General features: G+C 42.6%; 16 protein-coding genes. 7 read left to right on the top strand and 9 right to left on the bottom strand.

Features of this window, described 5'->3' with window-relative positions; genetic code table 11:
- Window positions 1–546: 546 nt before the first annotated feature.
- Window positions 547–2790 carry an ATP-binding protein gene (locus JWG44_RS11665; protein WP_205275123.1) on the top strand — a complete coding sequence of 748 codons (2244 nt, stop codon included), beginning with the start codon at window positions 547–549 and terminating at the stop codon, window positions 2788–2790.
- A gap of 54 nt (window positions 2791–2844) precedes the next feature.
- Here JWG44_RS11665 and JWG44_RS11660 read toward each other — a convergent pair whose 3' ends face one another.
- From JWG44_RS11660 to JWG44_RS11650, 3 genes are all read right to left on the bottom strand, one after another.
- The gene (locus JWG44_RS11660) at window positions 2845–3054 is read right to left on the bottom strand and encodes a cysteine-rich CWC family protein (protein WP_205275286.1); all 210 of its coding nucleotides are present in this window, start codon (window positions 3052–3054) and stop codon (window positions 2845–2847) included.
- A gap of 65 nt (window positions 3055–3119) precedes the next feature.
- Window positions 3120–3569: a GNAT family N-acetyltransferase gene (locus JWG44_RS11655; RefSeq protein ID WP_205275122.1), complete on the bottom strand. Its 450-nt coding sequence runs from the start codon at window positions 3567–3569 to the stop codon at window positions 3120–3122.
- Window positions 3570–3847: 278 nt separating this feature from the next.
- Window positions 3848–4498: a TetR/AcrR family transcriptional regulator gene (locus JWG44_RS11650; protein WP_205275121.1), complete on the bottom strand. Its 651-nt coding sequence runs from the start codon at window positions 4496–4498 to the stop codon at window positions 3848–3850.
- 102 nt (window positions 4499–4600) lie between these two features.
- Here JWG44_RS11650 and JWG44_RS11645 point away from each other — a divergent pair, with 102 nt between their 5' ends.
- Window positions 4601–5548 carry a hypothetical protein gene (locus JWG44_RS11645; protein WP_205275120.1) on the top strand — a complete coding sequence of 316 codons (948 nt, stop codon included), beginning with the start codon at window positions 4601–4603 and terminating at the stop codon, window positions 5546–5548.
- A 1-nt stretch (window position 5549) separates the two neighbouring features.
- A complete protein-coding gene (locus tag JWG44_RS11640; RefSeq protein WP_205275119.1) occupies window positions 5550–5990 on the top strand; it encodes an ABA4-like family protein in 441 nt (146 codons plus the stop codon).
- 376 nt (window positions 5991–6366) lie between these two features.
- On the opposite strand, the gene JWG44_RS11635 is transcribed toward JWG44_RS11640, so the two are convergent.
- Window positions 6367–6846, bottom strand: coding sequence for a GyrI-like domain-containing protein (locus JWG44_RS11635; RefSeq protein ID WP_205275118.1), 480 nt, complete (start codon window positions 6844–6846; stop codon window positions 6367–6369).
- Window positions 6847–7076: 230 nt separating this feature from the next.
- A complete protein-coding gene (locus JWG44_RS11630; RefSeq protein ID WP_205275285.1) occupies window positions 7077–8336 on the bottom strand; it encodes an esterase/lipase family protein in 1260 nt (419 codons plus the stop codon).
- Window positions 8337–8461: 125 nt separating this feature from the next.
- Between JWG44_RS11630 and JWG44_RS11625 the strand changes: the two genes are divergently transcribed.
- The 3 genes from JWG44_RS11625 to JWG44_RS11615 all read left to right on the top strand — a co-directional run bounded on the left by JWG44_RS11625 (window position 8462) and on the right by JWG44_RS11615 (window position 12788).
- The gene (locus JWG44_RS11625) at window positions 8462–10165 is read left to right on the top strand and encodes a B12-binding domain-containing radical SAM protein (protein ID WP_205275117.1); all 1704 of its coding nucleotides are present in this window, start codon (window positions 8462–8464) and stop codon (window positions 10163–10165) included.
- 178 nt (window positions 10166–10343) lie between these two features.
- Complete coding sequence (locus JWG44_RS11620; RefSeq protein WP_205275116.1) at window positions 10344–11435, top strand: fatty acid desaturase; 1092 nt, start codon at window positions 10344–10346, stop codon at window positions 11433–11435.
- A 21-nt stretch (window positions 11436–11456) separates the two neighbouring features.
- The gene (locus JWG44_RS11615) at window positions 11457–12788 is read left to right on the top strand and encodes a phthiocerol/phthiodiolone dimycocerosyl transferase family protein (protein WP_205275115.1); all 1332 of its coding nucleotides are present in this window, start codon (window positions 11457–11459) and stop codon (window positions 12786–12788) included.
- A 20-nt stretch (window positions 12789–12808) separates the two neighbouring features.
- Here JWG44_RS11615 and JWG44_RS11610 read toward each other — a convergent pair whose 3' ends face one another.
- The 4 genes from JWG44_RS11610 to rsgA form a co-directional block, all read right to left on the bottom strand.
- The gene (locus tag JWG44_RS11610) at window positions 12809–15274 is read right to left on the bottom strand and encodes a hybrid sensor histidine kinase/response regulator (RefSeq protein ID WP_205275114.1); all 2466 of its coding nucleotides are present in this window, start codon (window positions 15272–15274) and stop codon (window positions 12809–12811) included.
- Window positions 15275–15507: 233 nt separating this feature from the next.
- On the bottom strand, window positions 15508–16074 hold the full coding sequence (locus JWG44_RS11605; protein WP_205275113.1) for a ClpP family protease: 567 nt from the start codon (window positions 16072–16074) through the stop codon (window positions 15508–15510).
- 9 nt (window positions 16075–16083) lie between these two features.
- Complete coding sequence (locus JWG44_RS11600) at window positions 16084–16662, bottom strand: RNA polymerase sigma factor (RefSeq protein ID WP_205275112.1); 579 nt, start codon at window positions 16660–16662, stop codon at window positions 16084–16086.
- 114 nt (window positions 16663–16776) lie between these two features.
- A complete protein-coding gene (gene rsgA / locus JWG44_RS11595) occupies window positions 16777–17850 on the bottom strand; it encodes a ribosome small subunit-dependent GTPase A (RefSeq protein WP_205275111.1) in 1074 nt (357 codons plus the stop codon).
- Window positions 17851–18257: 407 nt separating this feature from the next.
- On the opposite strand from rsgA, the gene JWG44_RS11590 reads away from it, so the two are divergent.
- On the top strand, window positions 18258–21674 hold the full coding sequence (locus tag JWG44_RS11590) for an alpha/beta fold hydrolase (protein ID WP_205275110.1): 3417 nt from the start codon (window positions 18258–18260) through the stop codon (window positions 21672–21674).
- Window positions 21675–21706 lie beyond the last annotated feature (32 nt).

The raw sequence follows: 21706 nt of genomic DNA, 5'->3' as shown, positions 1-21706 counted from the left end.
CTTCAATTTAGAACTTTTGTTATACGCCGACTTCAAAGGGAGAATTCGACGTCTTCAGCAATTCGATTGAATCTTCGAATAGAATATTCATTCGACCGGATTTTTCAGACTCGGGTCCTAAATTTTAAACAATTCCAACGTATTTAGGGACTGAGTTCGCTCGTATTCAATCGATTCTTACATATATTCGAAATTAAGAATCCATATTTACTTTAAAATCGTTAAACCGTCACATTTGTAAGTTTCCTTCAAAACTCTTCTCCTGATTTACGAAACGATTTTCAGCGGATGTCGTCTTATAAGTTAAACACCGTTCGCGAAGCCTGAAAAATATTTCGTAAATAAATAGTAAACTTCTTTCAATTCAAAGATTTCGTCTAATAATTTGCAGCCGACGTCTTCGCCTGCCCTCAAAAAGGCGAACCAAGCTCGTCCCTTTTTATGAAAAAGAACGATATTCTTTTTAATGACCCGTTTGAAAACGAAAGAGAGGGAAATCCATCCTCTAGTTTTATTAAGAGGAACCTAATCGATAAAAAGCAAAAATTGGGTATAAGAACTCGAATTTCGATCATTCTTTCAGTCCTCCTTTTTTTCGGCGCGCTTTCTGTTACTACGATCAATTCCATTGTCGCTTATCAAAGATTAAAACAGGAAGCCGAAGCCGGGGCCAGACTGGCTTCCGAAAAATACACTCGCGAAATATCACAATTTCTGAATATAGGTTTGGGAGCGGTTCGAAGTTTTAAGGCGGTTTTGGAAGAAACCAGACCCGACCGTTCCATGTTTGTTTCAGCGCTCGGCAGATTCTTGCATATCCAGCCAGACTACTTCGGAGTCTGGGCCGTATTCGAACCTCAGACTTTCGACGGTTTGGATCAAAGATATAAATACACGAAAGGTCACGACGCCTCCGGAAGATTCGTTCCTTACGTAAATCGCGCTATCGACGAAGAAAAATTAGTCTATGAAAACTGCGTAAATTACGAAGACACCGGCCCAAAAGGACTCTATTATTCCGTCCCAAGGGAAACAAAAAAAGAATTTCTGACCGAGCCGACGAGTTACATCGTTTCGGGAAAACCGACGCTTATGGTTTCCATCGTCGCACCCGTATTCAGAAATTCTAAATTTGCCGGAGTGGTGGGAGTCGACGTAACCATCGAAAGAATGCAGACAAAAATCGGATCGATTCGACCGTTTCGAAATCAAGGATATCTCGCTTTTATCTCTCCCGACGGTTCCTACGCTGCAAACGGAAAAAATCCGGAAACCGTCGGAAAGTTAATTTCGGAGGATATCGAACGGAAAAGGATCACCGAAGAAATCGCTTCCGGAAAACCGTTTTTGGAATCAAAAGACGGATATACTCATTACTATTATCCGGTTTTATTAGGCGATTCCCCAAAACCTTGGGCAGTCAGAGCATCCATTCCGGATTCATTATATTATGGAGACCTAATTTATCTCTGGATAATATCCCTATTTTCAACGTTCGCCATTCTAAGTTTGATTCTTCTTGCCCTCCGTTTTTCATTTGACCGATATGTTCTAAGCGGCCTTTCAAAAGCGATCGCATATTCGGAACAGATCGCAAAAGGAAATCTTTCCGCAAGGGCTTATTATCCAAGGGAAGACGAGATCGGGGCTCTTTTGAGCGCTATGGATAAAATGCGCGAAGACCTTTCCATGTATCTCGAGGAAAAAATCGTAACACAAGCTGCGCTGAGGGAAAGTGATGAAATTAAAAAGAGAAACGAACTCATTGAAGCGCAGAAAACACATTTGGAAGAAGCTCTTGAAAATCTACGAAAGGCCCAAAATCAACTTTTACATTCGGTAAGAATGGCGACCCTAGGACAACTTTCTGCGGGAATCAGCCACGAACTCAATAACCCATTGGGCGCGATCAAAGCGTCCAATCAGACTCTTCTCGCATCCGTGCCAAAGATGAGATCCATGTTGCCGATGGTTCATTCCATTCTTTCTTCGGCCACACCGGAGGAAAGAATGCTCTATATTCAATTTATCGATATTTGTAGAAACGGAGACAACGGAGTCGCGGGTTTAGAAATCCGAAAAAGAAGAAAGAACATCGTTAAAACGTTAAACGAATGGGGAATTCCTAAACCGGAAGCTCTCGCGGACACGATAGCGGACATGGGAATCGAAAACGTAAACGAAACATTCAAACCGCTCTTTCAGATGACGGATCGGGAAACTCTTTTAGAATACGTCTACTTGGAAGAAATCTATTTTCGAAATTCTGATACGATCCAGGTCTCCGTCGACAGAGCTTCCAAAATTCTTTTCGAACTGAGAAATTATTCCGAAACAGGACAGGAAAGTTCTTCTAAAAAAGTTCACATAAAAGAAACGCTGGAAACGGTTTTTACCGTTTATCAACACTACATTCGAAGAGGAGTGGATCTTGTTTCCGAGATAAAAGAGACGCCGGCAGTATTTTGTGTAAGAGAAGAAATCGTGCAGATCTGGACGCATCTGATTTACAACGCTTTGCAGGCGATGGAGTTCAAAGGAAAACTTTCGGTAAGACTTTTTCAAAACGATCAAGAAGTGGTCGTAGAAATCGAAGACGACGGACCGGGAATTCCGGACGAGATCGGAGATAAAATTTTCGAACCGTTCTTTACGACAAAAGGAGCAGGTGAAGGAAGCGGACTCGGACTCGATCTGGTTCGCAAACTTCTTCTCAAAAATAAAGGAAGAATCGAATGGTCGAGCGTGCCCGGTCAAACGATCTTTCGAGTGTTTCTAAAAATAGATTAGAATTTTTGAATTTATTCCGAGTTAAATCGATTTCAGAGCGGGAATCCGTTTGTTTCATTCCGGATTTTGCGAACTCAACTCGAGCAAACAAGAGACACAAAGACAATCCCGATAATTTTCCCGAATGACTTCTTTTGCTTTCGAAGAAAGGACAACGGTAAAACAGGCGCACGCATGATTCGCCGCGCCGCATTCGAATCGACTTCCACAACGCGAACAGGTTTTAAAAACGATTTTCGATTTTTTAGAATCAATTTCAGACACAATTCTATAAAATTGGAGACTGATGTTTTGTCGATTCTCAAAAATTTCGTCCGGAAAAAGAAAGCTCAAACAATAAGAGAATAATGATAGAATTCCTCATCCTTGACAAAACCAAGGGATTCGTAGAGTTTCTGCGCATTCTTATTATCACGGGCAGTGGAAAGGGAAAGATACTTTGCGTCCATACTTCTCGCTAAAGAAGCCGCCTGTTCGATCAGAGCTTTGGCAACACCTTGTTTTCTAGATTCGGGTCTGACAAAAAGATCGTTCAAAATCCAAGTTCGTTTCATAGAAAGCGAAGTAAAAGAAGGGTATAATTGAGTAAACCCATAAAAACGTTTTTCTCCGTCGTCCACGGCGAGATAAATCCTGGATTCTCCCTTGAAAATTCTTTCCTCTAAAAATCGAGTAGCGCCGGAAAGATCCGATTCTTTTCCATAAAACCCGCGGTATTCGTCAAAAAGACGAGCCGCTTGATCCAAATCAGTAATTGCAGCTTCTCTAATATTCCACATTCTTAGTTCCTATATTTTCCGTTCTCAAAGTAAAAATCAGTCCATAAAAGAAAAGGTTTGTTTTCAAAAATCGATCATGACTTTCTTTGTTCGATTCTTGAATTCACAAGATTTCGAATCCTGAACGAAAGATCAATTCACAAACGTTTTTCCTTTCAGTGAGGAGTTCTTTTCGGATGAGATAATTCATCGGCTCGGAGATGATCTTTTCGTTTTGTGCAGGCTTGAATAAGAATAAACATTACTTACAAGTATTTTCTCGCAAAAATAAATCGTATTCAAAGAACAACTCCGTTTAGGATCGAAGAAAGCGAAGATTCTAAGATCGTATCCAGAGAACGTTCCTGAAAAACTTGAGGAGGAATCTGTTTCCCGTTTGTCAAAACCGCAAATCCGTGAACGAGACTCCAGAGCGTAAAAGAAAAACCGAGCGTATCTCCGTTTCTAAAAACGCCCCTATTCTGTCCGTCTTCGATGATTTTAAAAAGTCCCATAAAGGATTCCTTACTGATCGTCTGTAACTCGTCCGGCGCTTCCGGCTCGCAGGCAAGAGTTCCGCCAAACATGAGTTCGGTTCGTCGAGGATGTTTTAAAGCCAGTTTCACATAACGTGTTCCGGAAGAACGAAGTCTTTCGACCGGATCCTCGCTGCTTTCCCAGGCAAGTCGCATCTCTTCCGCTAAGTCGCTAAAACCGCGAATTGCGAGGGTAAAAAGCAGATCGACCTTTCTCGGAAAATGTCTATACGGAGCCGCGTGACTGACTCCGAGATCCGCGGCGATATCGCGAAGACTCAGACCTTCGATCCCGTTTTTTTCCAGAATCTCTTCGGATTTAAGGATAATAGCCTTTTTGAGGTCTCCGTGATGGTAGGAGTCGGGAATCTGTTTTTCCAAAACTTTCTTTTTAGACGGAATCTTTTTTTTCATAAAATGTTGTCAGTGACTACTTTTTGATGTTGACAGAATCAACATCAATGTTTACAGTGATAACATCCAAATTAAAGAGGTCAAGGCTCTTTTAGAGGTTTTATGAGAATCGTAGACAAACTTTTTCAACAATCCAAAACGAATCCTTCCCTGTTTTGGAACGGGCTGATAGTAGCGCTCAGTCTTTTTTTCCTCCTTCCGGCTCTTTTTATCGATCAGCGTCTGGTAACAAACTCGCCGATCTGGCTAAAACCGATCAAGTTTGCGCTCTCTACTTCCGTCTATTCTTTTACGCTTGTATGGATTTTACAATACATACAAGGAAATGAAAAAACGATTCGAAAACTTTCCTGGGTGATAACGACCATGTTGATCATAGAAAACGTCGCGATTTACGGACAGGCGTTCCGAGGGGAACCGAGTCATTTCAATATAACGTCTCCGTTAAACGGAATCATCTTCAGCGTGATGGGAACCGCGATAACTATTTTATGGTTTGCTCATATAGGAATCGCATTCTATCTCATACGTCAGAAATTGGAAAATAAACCCCTGTTGGAATCGTTTCGTTGGGGAATGGGAATCGCCGCACTCGGAATGATTCTCGGATTTTTTATGACTGTTCCGAGACCCGAACAGATCGAAGCGATGAAATTGGGAATTTTAAAGGCAAACGGAGGTCATACTTTCGGCGCCGAAGACGGAGGCCCCGGCCTTCCGATTCTGGGTTGGAGTACGATCGCGGGCGATATGAGAATCCCTCACTTTATCGGAATCCACGCGATGCAGACGATACCGATGCTCGCTTTGATTCTTGGAAGTTTTAACGTCTTCGAAACGAATATCGTAAGATCGATCCGAAGTTTTTCCGTTTTCCTCACCGGGTTGATTCTGATTCTAACCTTGCAGGCGTTAAGCGGAGAAAGCGTAGTGTACCCGACTTTTCAGATTCAAATCGGATTGTATGTATGCGGAATCGGAATGTTAGGAAGTATCATTCTACCGTTTTTATCCAAAAAAAATATCAAAACGTCTATAAAAGGAGCTTAACATGGAACTATCGTTGCTATTTCAAATCGTAAACAACACAGCGGTGGCAGGATGGATTCTTTTGATCGTTCTGCCGGGCTGGAAATACACAAGATTGATAACGACCGGAATTCTCGGGACACTTTTGTTCGGCGGGATATATTCCATTTTATTAATATCCAGTTTCGGAAAAACGGAGGGAAACTTCGGATCCTTGGAAGGAGTTACCCTTCTTTTCCAAAACCCGACCGTGTTGGTGGCGGGTTGGATCCATTATCTCGCATTCGATCTTTTTGTGGGAACCTGGGAAAGCGCCAACTCACAAAAGTTGGGGATTTCACGCTGGCTCGTGATTCCTTGTCAGATCGCTACTTTTATGTTCGGGCCCTTCGGACTTCTCAGTTATCTGTTATTAAGAGCGATTCTGAGAAAACCGGTCTTGTTGGATCAACCTTTCGAATAAAAATTGGCCGCGTCCCCGCGCTCATTTCATAAAAAACACGTTATCCGAAATTGAGCGGGGTCGCGCTCTCCGCTTCAGTCAACAAATTGGCTCGGAGACAAGAAACTGGATTTCACAAATCCAATTTGTTGACTCCGCGTCGATCGCTCGCGGGTTGAGAAAAACGATCACTTGATTCTGAAACTTCGAATTGTTGGGGACTTATCCCAAAACCTCAGAATGTAGGAACTCCAATAAAAATTTATCGGCTATCGATCCTTTAGAAGGCTCTTAAACCGTTTACTGACATAATATGTTGGAACTCCATCGTTTTTCTTCTGCGCTAAAGGGTTTTCCTTACGGTCAATTTTGAGACTTTTTGGGACAGGTTCTAAATCTATTTCACGCCGATAAAAACTTCGATTTGAGCGGCTTCCGGATTCGAAGACCTTTGGTCGTAGAGTTCGTAATCCGCCAGAAAGGCTCTTTTTGATTTTAGTTCGGCGTTCGCCCAAATTTTTTGCCAGACGGCGACAACGACCGCAGTAACGGGACCGGTCTCGCTCGTGAACTTCGAATAACTTCCTTTTGGAATTTTTCTCAAAATCATTCCTTCCGGAATGGAGCTTGCATCCTCGACCTCGGCTCCGATCAAAATTCTGTATTTTCCCGTTTCATCCGATTCGTAATCCGTATAAACCGCAAAGAGGTTTGCCGGATCTTTTTTATGAGGAATTTTATCCAAAATTCCTTCCGCAAAAAAACGATTCCAAAGTCCGCCAATCTTCCCGTTACCGGAAATTTCATCCTGATTTTTTGTTACTTCCGAAATCCCGACGATTTGTATTTCTTCCTGAGAAACGATCTCTAAACTCATTTATTTTCCTGATTCTTTACAACGCGTCCCAAAACTCGATTTTACTTTATCAGAAAAATCAAGCGCCAAGGTTCTGTTCCGGTTTTGAGACGCGGACTGATTATATTTTCATAAAGAACTAAAACTCGGAATGAACACAACTCATTCTTAAAAAAGAAAAAAAGAATTATTAGCAGTGAAAACGTCGAACTAACTTTCCCTTTTTCAAACCGCAAAAAGGAAAAGTAATTTCAACGTTTTTTCAAAACATTCTTCAAGATTTCTTTAGTTTGCGGATGTGTAATCACTTGATAGTGGGAAGTTTCCAAAAGACAAAATACCCTGGATTCCGGATTCGATTTTTTACGATAGACCTTGTCGCTTAACAAAGTAAGACTCGGTTTTTCTACGATTCCGTCTCCGATCCAAGAGGACCATTTGGATTCTTCAACCGTAACAAGACTGTAGATCTGAGTGGCGTCTATCTCGTCCAATTCTCCGAAATAAGAATCGTTTACGTATCTCTGGATCTGTTTGTTTTGAGCCCAGTCCTCGTCGCGAATGATTCCGTGAGAAAGATCTTTGATCGCGTCGCTTCTCTGGTTTCCGATAAACCCGACGATGCTCACCGGAAGAATGGGAAGAGATTCCGCGCCCAAGCCCAGCCAAAAACCGATCTTTTCGATATAAGAACCTCCGTCGGGAGAATTGATTACAAGAGCGTGTCTAATTTTTTTTCCAAAATTGTTATTCTTTTGTTTTGCCTGATAAAGCGCGCTTCTAAAAATCAAACCGCCTTGGCTGTAGGCAACGACGTCTAATGTTCTATCGGAAAGTTCCGGAGAACTCAACAATTGTTCGGTAAGTTCCAACATAACCTTTGCGTTTGTGGAAAGATGAATCCCCGGATTGAATCGAAGATAAATCGGATAGTATCCGGATTCTTTCATCGTTTCTGAAATGGGAATTTCTCCTTTCGCGTTCCAGAGTCCTTCGTCGCAGAATAAACCGGGTATACAAAGGATCAGATGAGGAAGTTTGGATTCTTTCCAATCGTTTATAACGTCTTGATAGCCGACGTCAACCCCGTTAATACGAAAGGAAGCTTTGATATGCGAAGTCGTAACCACTCCCGCAAAAGATTCTCCAACGATACTCGAAACCGGAATGTTTTCAAAAAGGGTTCGTTTAACGACTACGTCGGCCATTTCAAGCGCGTCTAACGCTTGATGCATCGCTTGGGCCGTGGAAGTAAGCGCTTGTGAAAGTCCTTGTTCGGTTTTATCGCCGGCGTTTTTGAGGGATTCTCCCGACTTGGAAAGAAATTCCGCAAAACTCGTGTCCTGTATCAAGGGAATGTCCGAAAGTTGAGAAAGCTGCTTCGAAGACCAATCAAAGGATTCCGTCAGAATCGAACGAACTCCTTCCAAAGTTCCCACCGATGTGTCTTTTGCGAGCTTCACCAAAAGTTTACTCAGATCCATTGCAGGCTTCGTAGGTTTGTAAGGCATTTCAGCTTCTCCTTTCATAGCCCGCGCAGTATAACCCGAAAATCCGCTTCGGTCAATGGATAAAATTCGGGAATCGGGCGGCCGAAGTCGCTTGCTCTTGAAGTTGTTTCACTTTCCATGGTGTCATGCGGCTTTTGCTCATTCAACCGCCGGTGGAAGATTTTTATGATACGGATATCCGGTTACAACCGATCGGACTTTGTTATCTGAAAGGTGCAGTTCAAAAATTCTTACCTGATGTTGAAGTGATCCTTCGTGATTTTCACAGAGGCAACGGAAAAAAACTCGCGGGAAGAAGAACTCTTCCCATTCCGAAGGAACTCAAGTACTTAAAGGAATACTATCCGGTTGCTGACAAAAGTCCCTTCTCCACTTTTTTCGAATACTTTCGTTTTGGAGCATCTTACGAAGACATAACGAAAGAAGTACGATCGATTCAACCGGATCTTATCGGAATCTCTTCTTTGTTTTCTCCTTACTACAGAGAAGCGTTAAAAACCGCGGCGGCAATCAAAGAAACGATGAACGTTCCGATCCTGATGGGCGGTTCTCACGTTTCGGCTTGTCCGGAGTTGATGTTATCCGATCCGAATGTGGACTTTATTATTCGAGGAGAAGGCGAAAAACCGATCTGCGATTTTTTGAAAGAATTTAAAAACGGAAAACGTTATGCTACCGTTGCTTCTCTCGGCTGGAAGGAAAACGGAAAAATGATCCTCAACGAAATCGGGGAAAATTTTTCGATACCGGACCTTCCGCCTCCCGATCTTTCGTCGCTTTCCAAGCAACACTATTTATTCGAAGGAAAGCCGATGCGCTTTATCATCACTTCGAGAAGTTGCCCGCATCGTTGTAGCTTTTGTTCGGTCCACACCACGTTCGGCACCAAGTATAGAAGGAATACCGTCGAAAACGTGTTAAACGAAATCAAAGAATCCTATAAACTCGGTTATAGAGTTTTCGACTTTGAAGACGACAATCTTACCTTTTTCAAACCGGAGATGAAACAACTCTGCGAAGAATTGATTCGGGCCTTCCCCCGGAAAGACGTTCAATTTGTGGCAATGAACGGAATTTCCTATATCAGCCTGGACTCCGAACTTTTGGTTCTTATGAAGGAAGCGGGTTTTACTAACTTAAATCTTGCGTTAGTCAGCTCGGACAAACTCGTAAGGGAAACCACCAAAAGACCGCATACGATCGAAAAATATCTTCAGATTGTGCAGGAAGGTTTTGAACTCGGTTTTCAAATCACTTCCTATCAAATCCTCGGGCTTCCGATGGAAACACTGGATTCCATGATTCAAACGCTTCAATTCAACGCGGAACAACCCGTATTGATGGGCGCTTCTCTTTTTTATCTGACTCCCAAATCTCCGATCGCCGCGGGTTTTCCTGAAAGAAACGAATCGGACGTCTTTTTATCCAGATTGACTTCGATGGCGATTCCTTCCGAACATTTTGAAAGAGAAGATATCTATTCTCTTTTTATCGTAACTCGGATTCTTAACTTTCTCAAAGGTGCGCCGATTCCAAAAGACGAAAGTATTTCCCTTTCGGATACGCTTTCGATTTTAGAAAAATCGGGAGTTCGATCGTTGATCGGAGTAAAACTGTTTCAAAAACTCCTCGAAGAAAAAAAACTCTACGCATCGACAAGTCGAGGAGAAGTTCTTTTAGGAAAATTCCGCTATCCCATTTTCGAAAGAGTGTTTAACGGGATAAAAACCGTCACGGCGCTTTCCGGAGGAACCATTGTTCTTCCGAATCGGAAAAAGACCGAATCTTCGTTTTATGAGGATTCGAGTCGTCGCTCGAGTTCGTTTTAAAAAGAATCGAACCTCCTCCTTCGGATTATCGCGGACAAAATACAAAAAAGGGTTTTTAATTTTAGAATCCAGGTTAGAATTTTCAGAGGACGAGGCGCGGTTTATAAACTAAGACGACGAGATTTAAGAAACGAGTTAGCATGAGACCGAAATCTCAAAACTGGAGACAAAACGTATCATGAATACTCCTCTGAAAGCATTAAGAAAGCCTAACGAGATTCTTTCCGAAAAAGAGAGAACGGTAAAAATCATACGCTGGATCCGTTTTTGGGACGCCAAAATCCGCGATCGTTTTCCATTTTTAACACGATACCAAGACGGGATCGGTTTGGGAATCACACTCGGTTCCGCTTCTATGATGATTCTTTTTGCAGGACTTTACATCGCAGGTCAAATTCCATTTTGGCTTTGTATCGTGTCTAACGCGATTTTTGCTTCCTTCTTGCACGAGATCGAACACGATCTGATCCACAATCTCTACTACAAAGGGAATTCTAAAATTCAAAACTTTATGTTCTGGGTAGTTTGGCTCTTTCGCGCGAATACGGTAAACCCTTGGTTTCGAAAGGAAATTCATCTTTTGCATCATAAGGTTTCCGGAAATAAAGAAGACGTCGAAGAAAGAATGATCGGAAACGGAATGCCCTTCGGTTTGCGGAGATTGTTTACGATGATCGACGGAAATATGGCGCTGATTCTCCAAGGAAGAAGCGTCGGGAAGGACGCCTACTCCCATCTGCGAAAGATTAAGGCTCCGAGAATCATCGGTCCTTACCGGGAGATTTTCTTTTTGCTCTGGTATCTTTTTCTAATTCTTAATACATTCTATTTTTTTAATGTTTTTACGGGACATCCGTTTGGTCGACTTTCGTTTTTAAACCTTATTTTTCCGATTCTCAACACGATCGCGGTGGTATATCTCATTCCGAATTGGATTCGTCAGACTTCGATTCAGATAATCTCTTCGAATATGCATTATTACGGCGACATCCCGAACGTTTACAATCAAACCCAGGTTCTAAATTCCTGGTTCGTATTACCCTTTCATCTTTTTTGTTTTAATTTCGGTGCAACACACGGAATCCATCACTTCGTGGTCAATCAGCCGTTCTATTTAAGACAAATGACTTCGTATTTCGTTCTTCCCGCAATGAAACGTTACGGAATTCGATTTAACGATTTCAGAAGTATGTTCAGAGGGAATTCTAAGAATCAAACCGAAAATCTCTCTGAATTTTCCAAATCGGTGAATTTCAAACCACAAACATAAAACATAAAACATAGACGATCGATGCAAACACAGAACAACTTAAATTCTCAGGAAAAGATACACGAACGGCTTCTCGACAAAGCCGAATCTACTTTTTGGCTCTTAGACCGGATTTCCTCCATGAACTTCGCGGTGATTGCGGAGGGTGACGGCGATCTGAGCCCGGATAGGATTCGAAAAGCGCTCTTTGAAGTTCAAAAAAAACATCCTCTGGCAAACGTCAAAGTGGAAGTCGGAAACGAATTTGATCTTAAGTTCAAAACTGTATTAGAAAAACGGATTTCTCTTAAAATTCTCAACTTGGAAAACGAAGTCTGGAAAAAAGTATTGGCCGAAGAAATCATACTTCCGTTCTCGGAAGAGGAATCTCCTTTGATCCGAGCCTTGCTCTTTTGTTCGAAATCCGGAGATTGGGTATTCAGTATCGTTTTTCATCATTGCATCGCCGACGGCAGATCCGGATCTTCGTTTCTGACGGAAGTATTAAAAGAAGCCGGAAGTGATTTAGATAATTCGAATATTATAAAGTATCAAGGATTACCGAATTCGGTCCTTTCCATGTTGAAAATCGAAAAGGAAAATTCCGATAAACCGATAAATACTTCAGTTTTGGAAGAAACTCCGATTCGAACCGCTTCCTTGCCTTCGTTTTCCAAAAAGGACCGGGAAACAAATCCGGTTTTGACAAACTTTCGACTGACCGAATCCGAATTGCAGAATCTTCTTTCTCTTTGTAAACAAAAAGAAACCACGCTTCACGGGATCATAGGAGCCGCCCAACTGATCGCATCGTATTCTTTGTTCGATACAACGGAACCGATTCTTCTAAACCTGTCCAATCCTGCGGATCTAAAACCGAATCTAATCGAAAAAGTTCCCGGTGAAACATTAGGACTTTATATTACTCTTCTTACGCTTGGAATCGTAGTCCGAAAAGATTCGAATCCGTGGAACATCGCAAAGGAAATTTCAAACCGGCTCAAGGCTCAGATCCGAAACGGAAACGATGATCTGTCCTTTTACGAGCTCATCCCACCCGTCAATCAGATTTTGAGCAGACCGAACGGCATCAAAGCTTTATCCGCCCTTTTACAAAGATTTCCGCAATCGAGCGTTTTGAGTAACGTAGGAATTATACCCGATCTACCGAAGTTTCGAAATTTCAGCGTGTCGAATCTTTCGTTTACGGTGCATCCTTCCTTGTCTCAATCCGTATTTGTTTCGGCGTCCACTTACCGGGGAAAACTTACGATTCTTCTAAACTATGATTCAAATCGATGGGCTCCGGGATTGTTCGAAATTTTTAAGGAGAATTTTATGGGAATTCTTAGAAAAGAAATAAATTTAGAATAAAATTAGAATATTCTACTTTTTTAAAGTCTCCATTGGAATGCTTCGACTCGTTCGGACCAATAATCCAAAGTGGACTTTAGGCCGACCAAATCCAGAGGTTTAACCAAACAATCGTTCAAGCCCAATGCGACGTATTTTTCCTTGCTGCTATCGATTGCGTCCGCGGTCAGCGCAATGATGATCGGCAGTTCGGCATTTTCTTTTCGAGAACGGATCCAACCCGTCGCCTCGATCCCGTCCACCTCCGGCATATGAATGTCCATCAAAACGAGATCAAAAACGTCCAACTGCATTCTTTCGATGACTTCGCGCCCGTTGTGAACGACGACCGGATCGTAACCGAGTTTTTTTAAGGCCCTTTCAATCAGAAGACAATTGGTTTCATTGTCTTCCGCCACGAGAATTCGCATTTTTTGCGGAACTACATTTGCATAAACTTCGTCCAACTCTCTCGTCTTTTCCGGTTCCAAAATCGTATCCACATCGGACTGCGAAGCGTTGTCATATACGATGGAGAACGTAAACTTAGAACCTTTTCCTTCCTTACTTTCCAAAGATAAGGTTCCACCTTGGAGTTCGATCAATTGTTTAGTAATACTCAATCCCAAACCGGAACCGCCGAACTTTCTTGCAGTAGAAGAATCACTCTGGGAAAATGCGTCAAAAACTTGTTTCTGTTTATCTTGAGGAATTCCGATACCGGTGTCGGATACCGAAAATTCGATGGAAACTTTTTCGGCTGAAATTTTCTTTTCAGAGACTTTTAGAACCACACTTCCCTGATTCGTAAATTTGATTCCGTTACCCGCTAAATTCCATAAAATTTGTCTGAGCCTCAACTGGTCTCCGGAAACAAATTCTTGAATATCGTATTTACCTTCCAAATTGAATTCGATCCGTTTTCGTTTCGCCAAAGGACGTAAGAGATCGTGAATTTCATCCAGAACGGATCGAATCGAAAAAACTTCCTTATCGAGGACGATCTTACCCGCTTCGATCTTCGAAAAATCAAGAATGTCGTTGATGATTTGTAAGAGTGATTTCGCGGACCTGGAAAGAATCTTCGTGTATTCTTTTTGTTCCTCGTTCAGCTTTGTGGTTCCCAACAACTGAACCATACCGAGTACGCCGTTCATAGGAGTCCGGATTTCGTGACTCATATTTGCAAGAAAGCTGCTCTTTACCTTGGAAGCCTTCTCCGCCATTTCCTTTGCTTGGATCAATTCCCATTCGGTCTCTCGTCTTTGTTGAATCTCTTTTTTAAGAAGAACTATGTTCTTATGAATTTCGCTCTGAAGACCTTCTTTGAGTCTAAATTCCAAATCCTTAATTCTTTGAACGAGCATAATCGAAAATAGAATCGACTGAGAAATAAAAGCCAATTTCAAAACATGAAGAGATACGAAGTTGATCGTAAGAATTCCGGTCGCGCTTAGATTCATTAGGATTGCGGCCGTGGGAAAGATCAGATGGATAAACAGAAGAATTTTTGCCGATTTAAAACCTTCTCGGGTTCTTAAAAAACAAAAATAAACGATGATTAAATTATTTATAAGAATCCAATAATACGAAAATTGATTCAACTGAATCGGAAAGACGATCGAAGCGGGAATCAAAGTCAAATTGACGATCGAATAGATGATAATGACTAATTTCGCCTTTCTACTCTTTTGTTCCGGATATAAAAACTCCAACGAAAATAAAAACAGAAATAGACTGGCCGTATAAACGAGAATGAGAGTGGCCGTAAGATAATATTTCCCGTATTCGGGTTTAAACAGATTGAGAAACAATCCGTCCCAAGAAGTCAGATATACCGTAAAAAAAGTTATCATCAAAAAATAATACAGATAGGATCTGGTTCTAAAGAAAAAATAAAGAGAAAGATTATACAGACTCATCGCGATTCCGAAACCGAGAGTCAACCCGACTACGACCAACCGAAACTGTTTTGTAAAACCGAACTTTTTTTCGGATTCCAGAAGAAGGGGAATTCTAAGAGGAGTTCCGCTTTTAATACGAACGACGATTTGGATCGATTCTCCCGGTCTCAGATAAAAATCAAGAGATGGGAAATTCCCTTCATAAACACGATTGGCTCCGGTAAAAATTTCACGCGTTATCCGCTCATGTCCGTATTTATAGTGGATATCGACTTCTTCCAGATAGGGATTATAAACTTCGAATTCTCCGTTGAATTCATTTTTGGTGTCGTTCTCCAAGGGGACGTAAAACCAAACCGTATCTTTTGAAAATCCGAGAGAGAAAATCTCGGAAGGAATGTTTTGAAAATCCAATCCGGGAGCTTTAGAAAAAATTTTTTCTCTAAAGTCCTCCGCGTTTGCATCCTTAAGGTAATGCACAAAGGTCCGAAAGTTACCTGTATTTTGGAGTCGAGATACTTTTCCGTTCTCCGGAGCCGCAGACTCTGCGAACAAAGAATAATTGAGCAGCAGAGCCGCGCCGAAGAGTAAGAAAAATCTCATTTTAAAGACAAAAGACCTGTCGGAAACCGGTAGTTTTGATATATATTCTCGTATCCGTTTTAACAGTAAAAAGGTTTTTTCGTTAGAAATTCTTTTTACGCATTCTATAAAAGGAGACGATCGAATTTAGGAAATTACCGCGATTTGAACTCCCTTTCGTTTCCAAAATAAGCGTCCGATAAGAGACAGGGTTTTTAAGAAAAATTTCTTAAATTTAAGAATCGGATTGAATTTTAGAATTCAACTCCGATGATCTTATCGATCATACCGTATTCCAGCGCTTCCTTTGCTGAAAACCACGAATCTCGATCCGTATCCTTTACCATCCGATCCAAAGGTTGTCCGGTTGCCTTCGCCATAATTTCGTTTAACAAATCCTTTTCCCTCTTTACGGATTCCGCAAAAATTCGAATGTCCTCCGCCGGACCTTTGAACTCTCCCATAACGTGCGGTTGATGAATCAAAATTTTACTGTGAGGATACGCCGCTCGGTTTCCCTTATCTCCGGAAAGAAGTAAAACCGCACCGAACGACATCGCCATTCCCAAACAGACGGTGTACACCGGATTTCGAACGTTTTTCATCACATCCAAAATCGCCAAACCGGCGTAAGTCGATCCACCGGGAGAATGAATAAAAAGTGTAACGGGCCTTGTCGGATCCACCGCTTCCAAATACAAAAATCGATCGATCAGATATCTTGCGGAGTTATCGTTTACTTCACCCCAGAGAAAAACCTTTCTTTGTTCCAGATATACGTTTTCGATCTGTCCGTTCGGATAAAATTGAGTAGCTTCCAAATTTTTCTCCTAAGCCGCTAACAGAAGCTGCAAGCGGGCTTCCGGTCTAAACGTCTCTCCGATTCCGTCTCTCAGAATATTCTTCAAATGAAGATGTCTTTTTTTGATAAAAGAAAGCGTCTTTCCTTCGGACTTAGAAATTTCGTCTAACGTGAAATTTTTGTAATAATACAATTCGATCAGTTTTTGATCGGCGGGATCCAATTTTTTAAGATTTTTAAGAATGGTTTCGTAACATTCTTTTTCCAAAAACGTGGAATGTAATTCTTTCGAATTCCGATCCATCCGATTCGGATCCACAAAAACCAAAGCCCGATTTTCTTTTTTTCGCAGAATACGATCCCCGTGTTTGATCAAAACCCTTTTGAGCAGTGACGGAAACGCCGCAGGAGTAGTGATCTTTTCGAGATTTCGAAAGAGATCCCAAAAGGATTCCTGAACCACATCCTGGGAAAGATCCTCGTCTTTGAGAATTTTTACGGCGAATTGGGTTGCAAATCGAGAAAACCGTTTTTGCAAAACGGCCCAGGCCCGTAAATCTCCCGATTTTGCTTTGTCCAAAAGTTCGATATAGGATTTGTCATTCATACGATTTAAAGTCCCTGTTAATGCCGATTCGGTTCCTAAAAAACGATCTTTCTCCGAGGATTTTTTAAAAAAAGGTTTTTTCTTCGGAACAAAACCCTCGGAGAAATCGGAATTCTACATTCTTCCCTTATCTTTGAGCCTATTTCTCAAAGCCTTGGCCATTTCTTTGTCCTTTTGTTTCCGTTTTCTAGCCTCGATCGGATCCGTAAGAACCTTGTGAGCCTGCAATTCTTTCAGAAGTTTTCGATAAGACGCATAACGTTCTTCCTGGATTGCTCCCGCTTCGATCGCGGCTTGGACCGCACAACCGGGCTCCTCCCGATGAGTACAATCTCGGAAACGACAATCCAAGGCGGCGGTTGCGATCTCCGGAAAGATGAGCTCGATCTCGTTCTCATCTCCTCCTGAAAAAAGACCCACTTCTCGAATACCGGGGTTGTCCATCAAAATTCCGCCCTGAGGCAAAAGAAAGAGTTCCCTGTGAGTCGTTGTGTGTCTTCCGGTTCCGTCGCTGGCCTTGAGAGTATTCGTTTTTTGAATCTCCGCGCCTAACAAAGAATTGATGATCGTAGACTTTCCGGCTCCCGACGAACCTAAAAACGCGATCGTTTTTCCGGGTCGAACGAATTCCATCAGACTTTCAGTTTGTAAAGGATCCAAAGCCGAAATCAGAATCACTGGAATTTCCCCCGCGATTTTTTTAATTTCCGCGAATTTTGTCTCCGGATCCTCGCAAAGATCTCGTTTGTTCAAGACGATCGCGACTTCGGCGCCGCTGATCCGGGCCAAGAAGAGATAACGTTCGATTCTTCTCGGGCTGTAGTCGTTGTCGAGACCCATGATCACGAGCAACAAATCGATATTCGAAGCGATCGCTTGTGATTGATTTCGTTTTCCGGGACTCGATCTTTTTAACAGGGTCTTCCTCGGAAGAATTCGTTCTACGATACAAAGATCGTCCCCTTCGATTTCTCGGACAAGAATCCAATCTCCCGTAACAAGTGTGTCTCCGGAGGATAACAATACCCCGGACGGGACTCCGCGACGTTCCCCGGAATCCGTTAGAATTTTAGAATATTCTCCATAAACTGAAATGACCCGTGCAGGGATAAGATCGACCAAGGGTTCCGAAAGAAATAATTCCGGTTCCCAGCCGTATGAGGTGAGCAGTGAATTTGATTGTGACATTTGATTCCTTCTGATTTTGAAATGGATACAAAACTCCCTTCCCTTTTTCAGGATTGTGAGGAGTTAGAATTTCAGAATGGAATCAAACAATCATATTCAGTTTTCTGAATTTCACTATCGGCGATCCGGTCCAAAACGTCAATCAAAGAATGAATTCGTATCAAAGAGACGAATTAGAAAAACTTAAATTTCCAAACCCCTTCCCGAGGAAGTTTTGATTCGATTGTAGTTTTCCCATAAATTCCTTTTTCGTTGTAAAATCAGGGAACGGAGCTAATCGCCATTTTTCGCGAGTATCCTTCCGGTTTGTCAAAATATTATCGATTCTCAGCCTGTTTGTTCACTATTTTTCTTGCAATATTTTCCTTTTTTGGAAATATTTTGCCAATTTAACCCAGGCAAAAACATTGATTAAAAAAATATCCCAATCCATAGAAAAAATCAAAGGTCAATACGATACGATCGTTATCGGTTCCGGTTACGGCGGCGCCATCGCAGCATCCCGCCTTTCCAGAGCGGGAATTGAAGTCTGTCTTTTAGAAAGGGGGAAAGAAATTCGACCTGGAGAATTTCCGAATAAGGAACTCGATGCTTTTGAAGAAGTTCAAGCCAACTACGAAGACAAACATATCGGCCGTCAAAACGGACTTTACGATTTTCATTTTAACAAAGACATCAACGTTCTCGTCGGTTGCGGTCTAGGCGGCACTTCGCTTATCAACGCGAACGTGAGCCTCCGCGCAGTCCCCGAAGTTTTTCAAGATGTTTGCTGGCCGGCAAACATCCGCAAAGAAGCGAAGGATCACGGATTGGATCCTTACTATTCCAGAGCCGAAGAAATGCTTCGTCCGAATGCCATTCCGAAAAAATACTCCAATCTTCCGAAACACGAAGCTCTTAAAAGGTCCGCGGCCTTTATGGGAAAGGATTTTTATCCGACCCCGATCAATGTCACCTTCGAATCCAAAGTCAATCACGTAGGAGTTCAACAAGACGCTTGTACGAACTGCGGAGATTGTGTCACGGGCTGTAACGTCTCCTCCAAAAACACGACCTTGATGAATTATCTTCCCGATGCGGTCAACTTCGGAGCTCAGATCTTTACGGAAGTCAAAGTCAATTATCTTGAAAAGAAGGAAGGTTATTGGCTGGTTCACTTCATTCCTCTCGGAGTGGATCGGGAAAAATTCAGTAAGGACGAACTTTTTATTCGAGCGAATACGATCGTTCTCGCCGCCGGGGCCTTGGGTTCCACGGAAATTCTTCTTCGATCCAAGGAAAAAGGACTCAGCCTCTCCGACGGAGTCGGAGTTCGGTTTAGCGGAAACGGAGATATGTTGGGTTTTTCTTACAATGGAACCGCCAAAATCAACGGGATCGGTTTTGGAAGTAAGAAACAGAATGGAAACGGCCCGGTCGGTCCTTGTATCACCGGCGTGATCGATACTCGAAAAGGAGCTTCAAAACTCGAAGACGGAATGATCATTGAAGAAGGATCGATTCCGGGTGCGATCCGAGGTCAATTGCCTGCGGTTTTCGCGTTGGGTTCCAAACTCACCGGCGTTAAAACAAAAAGAGGTTTTGTAACTTGGATCCTTGAGAAGATTAGAATTTTCTTAAGTTTTATCCTCGGTCCTTTTCACGGAGCCGTTCGAAACACCCAGACTTATCTTGTCATGGCTCACGACGGTAACGACGGAACTATGTTTTTAAAGGACGATCGTCTTCGTATCTCCTGGCCTAACGTCGGCAAAAAGCCGATCTTTGAAAAGATCAGTAATATTTTAAAAGAATCCACGATTCCTCTTAAAGGAACCTATATTAAGAATCCTGTATGGAACAAGTTGACGGATCAGGATTTGATCTCCGTCCATCCTCTCGGCGGATGTCCGATGGGAGAAGACGCGGCGACTTCGGTAGTCAACGAAAACTGTCAGGTTTTTTCCGGAAAAAGCGGAACCGCGACCCACAACGGGCTCTTTGTAATGGACGGGTCGGTGATCCCTCGATCCTTAGGAGTCAATCCGCTTCTTACGATCTGCGCGATTTCGGAAAGGGCCTGCGAAAAACTAGTTTCGGCAAAAGGTCGTAAGATCGACTACAGCCTTCCTTCCCATCCGAAAAACGCGGACGTCGCAGACGAATCCACTCTGGGAATCGAATTCACCGAATGTATGAAAGGATTCTATTCCACACAATCGAAAGAGGATTACGAAAAAGGATTTCAGATCGGCCAAGACGAAAAAAGTTCTTTCGAATTTTTGCTCACGATTCGTAGCAACAACTTGGAAGAGATGATCGCCAACCCGGAACACAAGGCCACGTTATTCGGAACCGTAAGAGCTCCTATGATTTCGAAAGACGTAATCACCGTTACCAACGGAGATTTTCTGCTTTTTGTCAACAGAGAAGATAGGATCGAAACCAGAAATATGGTTTATAAGATGATTCTCCAAACCGAAGAATCGAAACGTTATCTTTTTGTGGGCGCTAAATGGGTCCAGAACGACGGACTTACGAATATCTGGAGAGACACGAGTACACTTTTTGTTACCATCTACGACGGTGAAACGGAAACGTCTCCCGTTTTTGCAAAGGGAATTCTCCACATTCTTCCCGAAGACTTTGCAAAACAGATGACCACGATGAAAGTGATCAACTCCAAATCCATCGCGGATTCGATCAAGGGAATGGCTAAATTCGGCGCCTTCTTCACGGGGGCGCTTTACGACGTCTATGGAGGAGTTGCAAGCGCGATCGTTCCTTGGGACAAGGACGCAAGACCAAGAACCAAAAGACCTCTTCGTGTTTCCACTCCGGAAACTTATTTTTTCAAGGCAGACGACGGCGCCGACCTCCGGCTTTTGAGATACAAGGGCGGAAACAAAGGACCTTTGCTTTTATCTCCGGGTCTTGGAGTTTCCAGTTTGATCTTCAGCATCGATACGATCGAAACCAATCTGCTCGAATATCTTTTCGAAAACAAATACGATATCTGGATGTTCGATTACAGAACTTCGATCGCACTTCCTTCGGCTCCTCTTCCGAACACGGGCGACGTGATCGCTACAAAAGATTATCCTGCTGCGGTGAAAAAAGTCCGTGAACTTACCGGTGCGGACAAGATCCAAGTGGTGGCTCATTGTTTCGGCGCGACTACGTTTACGATGGCTTTGCTAGCGGGATTGGAAGGAGTTCGTTCCGTCGTACTTTCTCAAATTTCGGCCAACGTCGAAGTTCCGACCGCGATGGATATCAAAGTGGGTCTTCACACTGCGGAATTGATGGACTTGGTGGGAATCAAAGATCTGACTGCGTATACGACGGACGACGCGAATTGGCTGGATAAATTTTTCAACTCGGCTCTTGCGCTTCAACCTCAGTCTTTCTTTTCGCACGACGTAAATCCGGTCAGCAGAAGAATCTCGTTTCTCTATGGAAGTTTATATAAATTAGACAATTTGAATGAAGAAACCTACAGATACGGCCTCGGAGAAATGTTCGGAGTTGCGAACATCAAAGCGTTCGAGCATCTTTCCAAGATGATTCGAGCTCATAAGGTAGTCAGCGCGGAAGGAGAAGACGTTTATGTTCCTCACATGGAACGGTTGAATCTTCCGATCACGTTTATTCACGGCGCTGAGAATCAGTGTTATCTTCCGGAAAGTACAGAGAAAACCTATCAAACCCTGATCAATCGTTTCAACCCTTCCCAATACGCGCGTCACGTGATCCCTGGTTACGGACATATCGATTGTATTTTCGGGAAAAACGCCCACAAAGACGTATATCCGCTCATACTTCAGGCCTTGAAAAAATACTGAACAGAGCGGAAATATTAGAATTTCTTAAATCT

It is taken from the genome of Leptospira ainazelensis, from assembly GCF_016918785.1.
Classification (GTDB): Bacteria; Spirochaetota; Leptospiria; order Leptospirales; family Leptospiraceae; genus Leptospira; species Leptospira ainazelensis.
This window is presented reverse-complemented; position numbering and strand designations above follow the sequence as displayed.

What these genes read in the sequence shown, in the direction of transcription:
- JWG44_RS11620 (WP_205275116.1), top strand. Translation starts at nt 10,344, where the DNA reads ATGAATACTCCTCTGAAAGCATTAAGAAAGCCTAACGAGATTCTTTCC.
- JWG44_RS11600 (WP_205275112.1), bottom strand. Translation starts at nt 16,662, where the DNA reads ATGAATGACAAATCCTATATCGAACTTTTGGACAAAGCAAAATCGGGA.
- JWG44_RS11655 (WP_205275122.1), bottom strand. Translation starts at nt 3,569, where the DNA reads ATGTGGAATATTAGAGAAGCTGCAATTACTGATTTGGATCAAGCGGCT.
- JWG44_RS11645 (WP_205275120.1), top strand. Translation starts at nt 4,601, where the DNA reads ATGAGAATCGTAGACAAACTTTTTCAACAATCCAAAACGAATCCTTCC.
- JWG44_RS11650 (WP_205275121.1), bottom strand. Translation starts at nt 4,498, where the DNA reads ATGAAAAAAAAGATTCCGTCTAAAAAGAAAGTTTTGGAAAAACAGATT.
- rsgA (WP_205275111.1), bottom strand. Translation starts at nt 17,850, where the DNA reads ATGTCACAATCAAATTCACTGCTCACCTCATACGGCTGGGAACCGGAA.
- JWG44_RS11615 (WP_205275115.1), top strand. Translation starts at nt 11,457, where the DNA reads ATGCAAACACAGAACAACTTAAATTCTCAGGAAAAGATACACGAACGG.
- JWG44_RS11625 (WP_205275117.1), top strand. Translation starts at nt 8,462, where the DNA reads ATGCGGCTTTTGCTCATTCAACCGCCGGTGGAAGATTTTTATGATACG.
- JWG44_RS11610 (WP_205275114.1), bottom strand. Translation starts at nt 15,274, where the DNA reads ATGAGATTTTTCTTACTCTTCGGCGCGGCTCTGCTGCTCAATTATTCT.
- JWG44_RS11630 (WP_205275285.1), bottom strand. Translation starts at nt 8,336, where the DNA reads ATGCCTTACAAACCTACGAAGCCTGCAATGGATCTGAGTAAACTTTTG.
- JWG44_RS11635 (WP_205275118.1), bottom strand. Translation starts at nt 6,846, where the DNA reads ATGAGTTTAGAGATCGTTTCTCAGGAAGAAATACAAATCGTCGGGATT.
- JWG44_RS11640 (WP_205275119.1), top strand. Translation starts at nt 5,550, where the DNA reads ATGGAACTATCGTTGCTATTTCAAATCGTAAACAACACAGCGGTGGCA.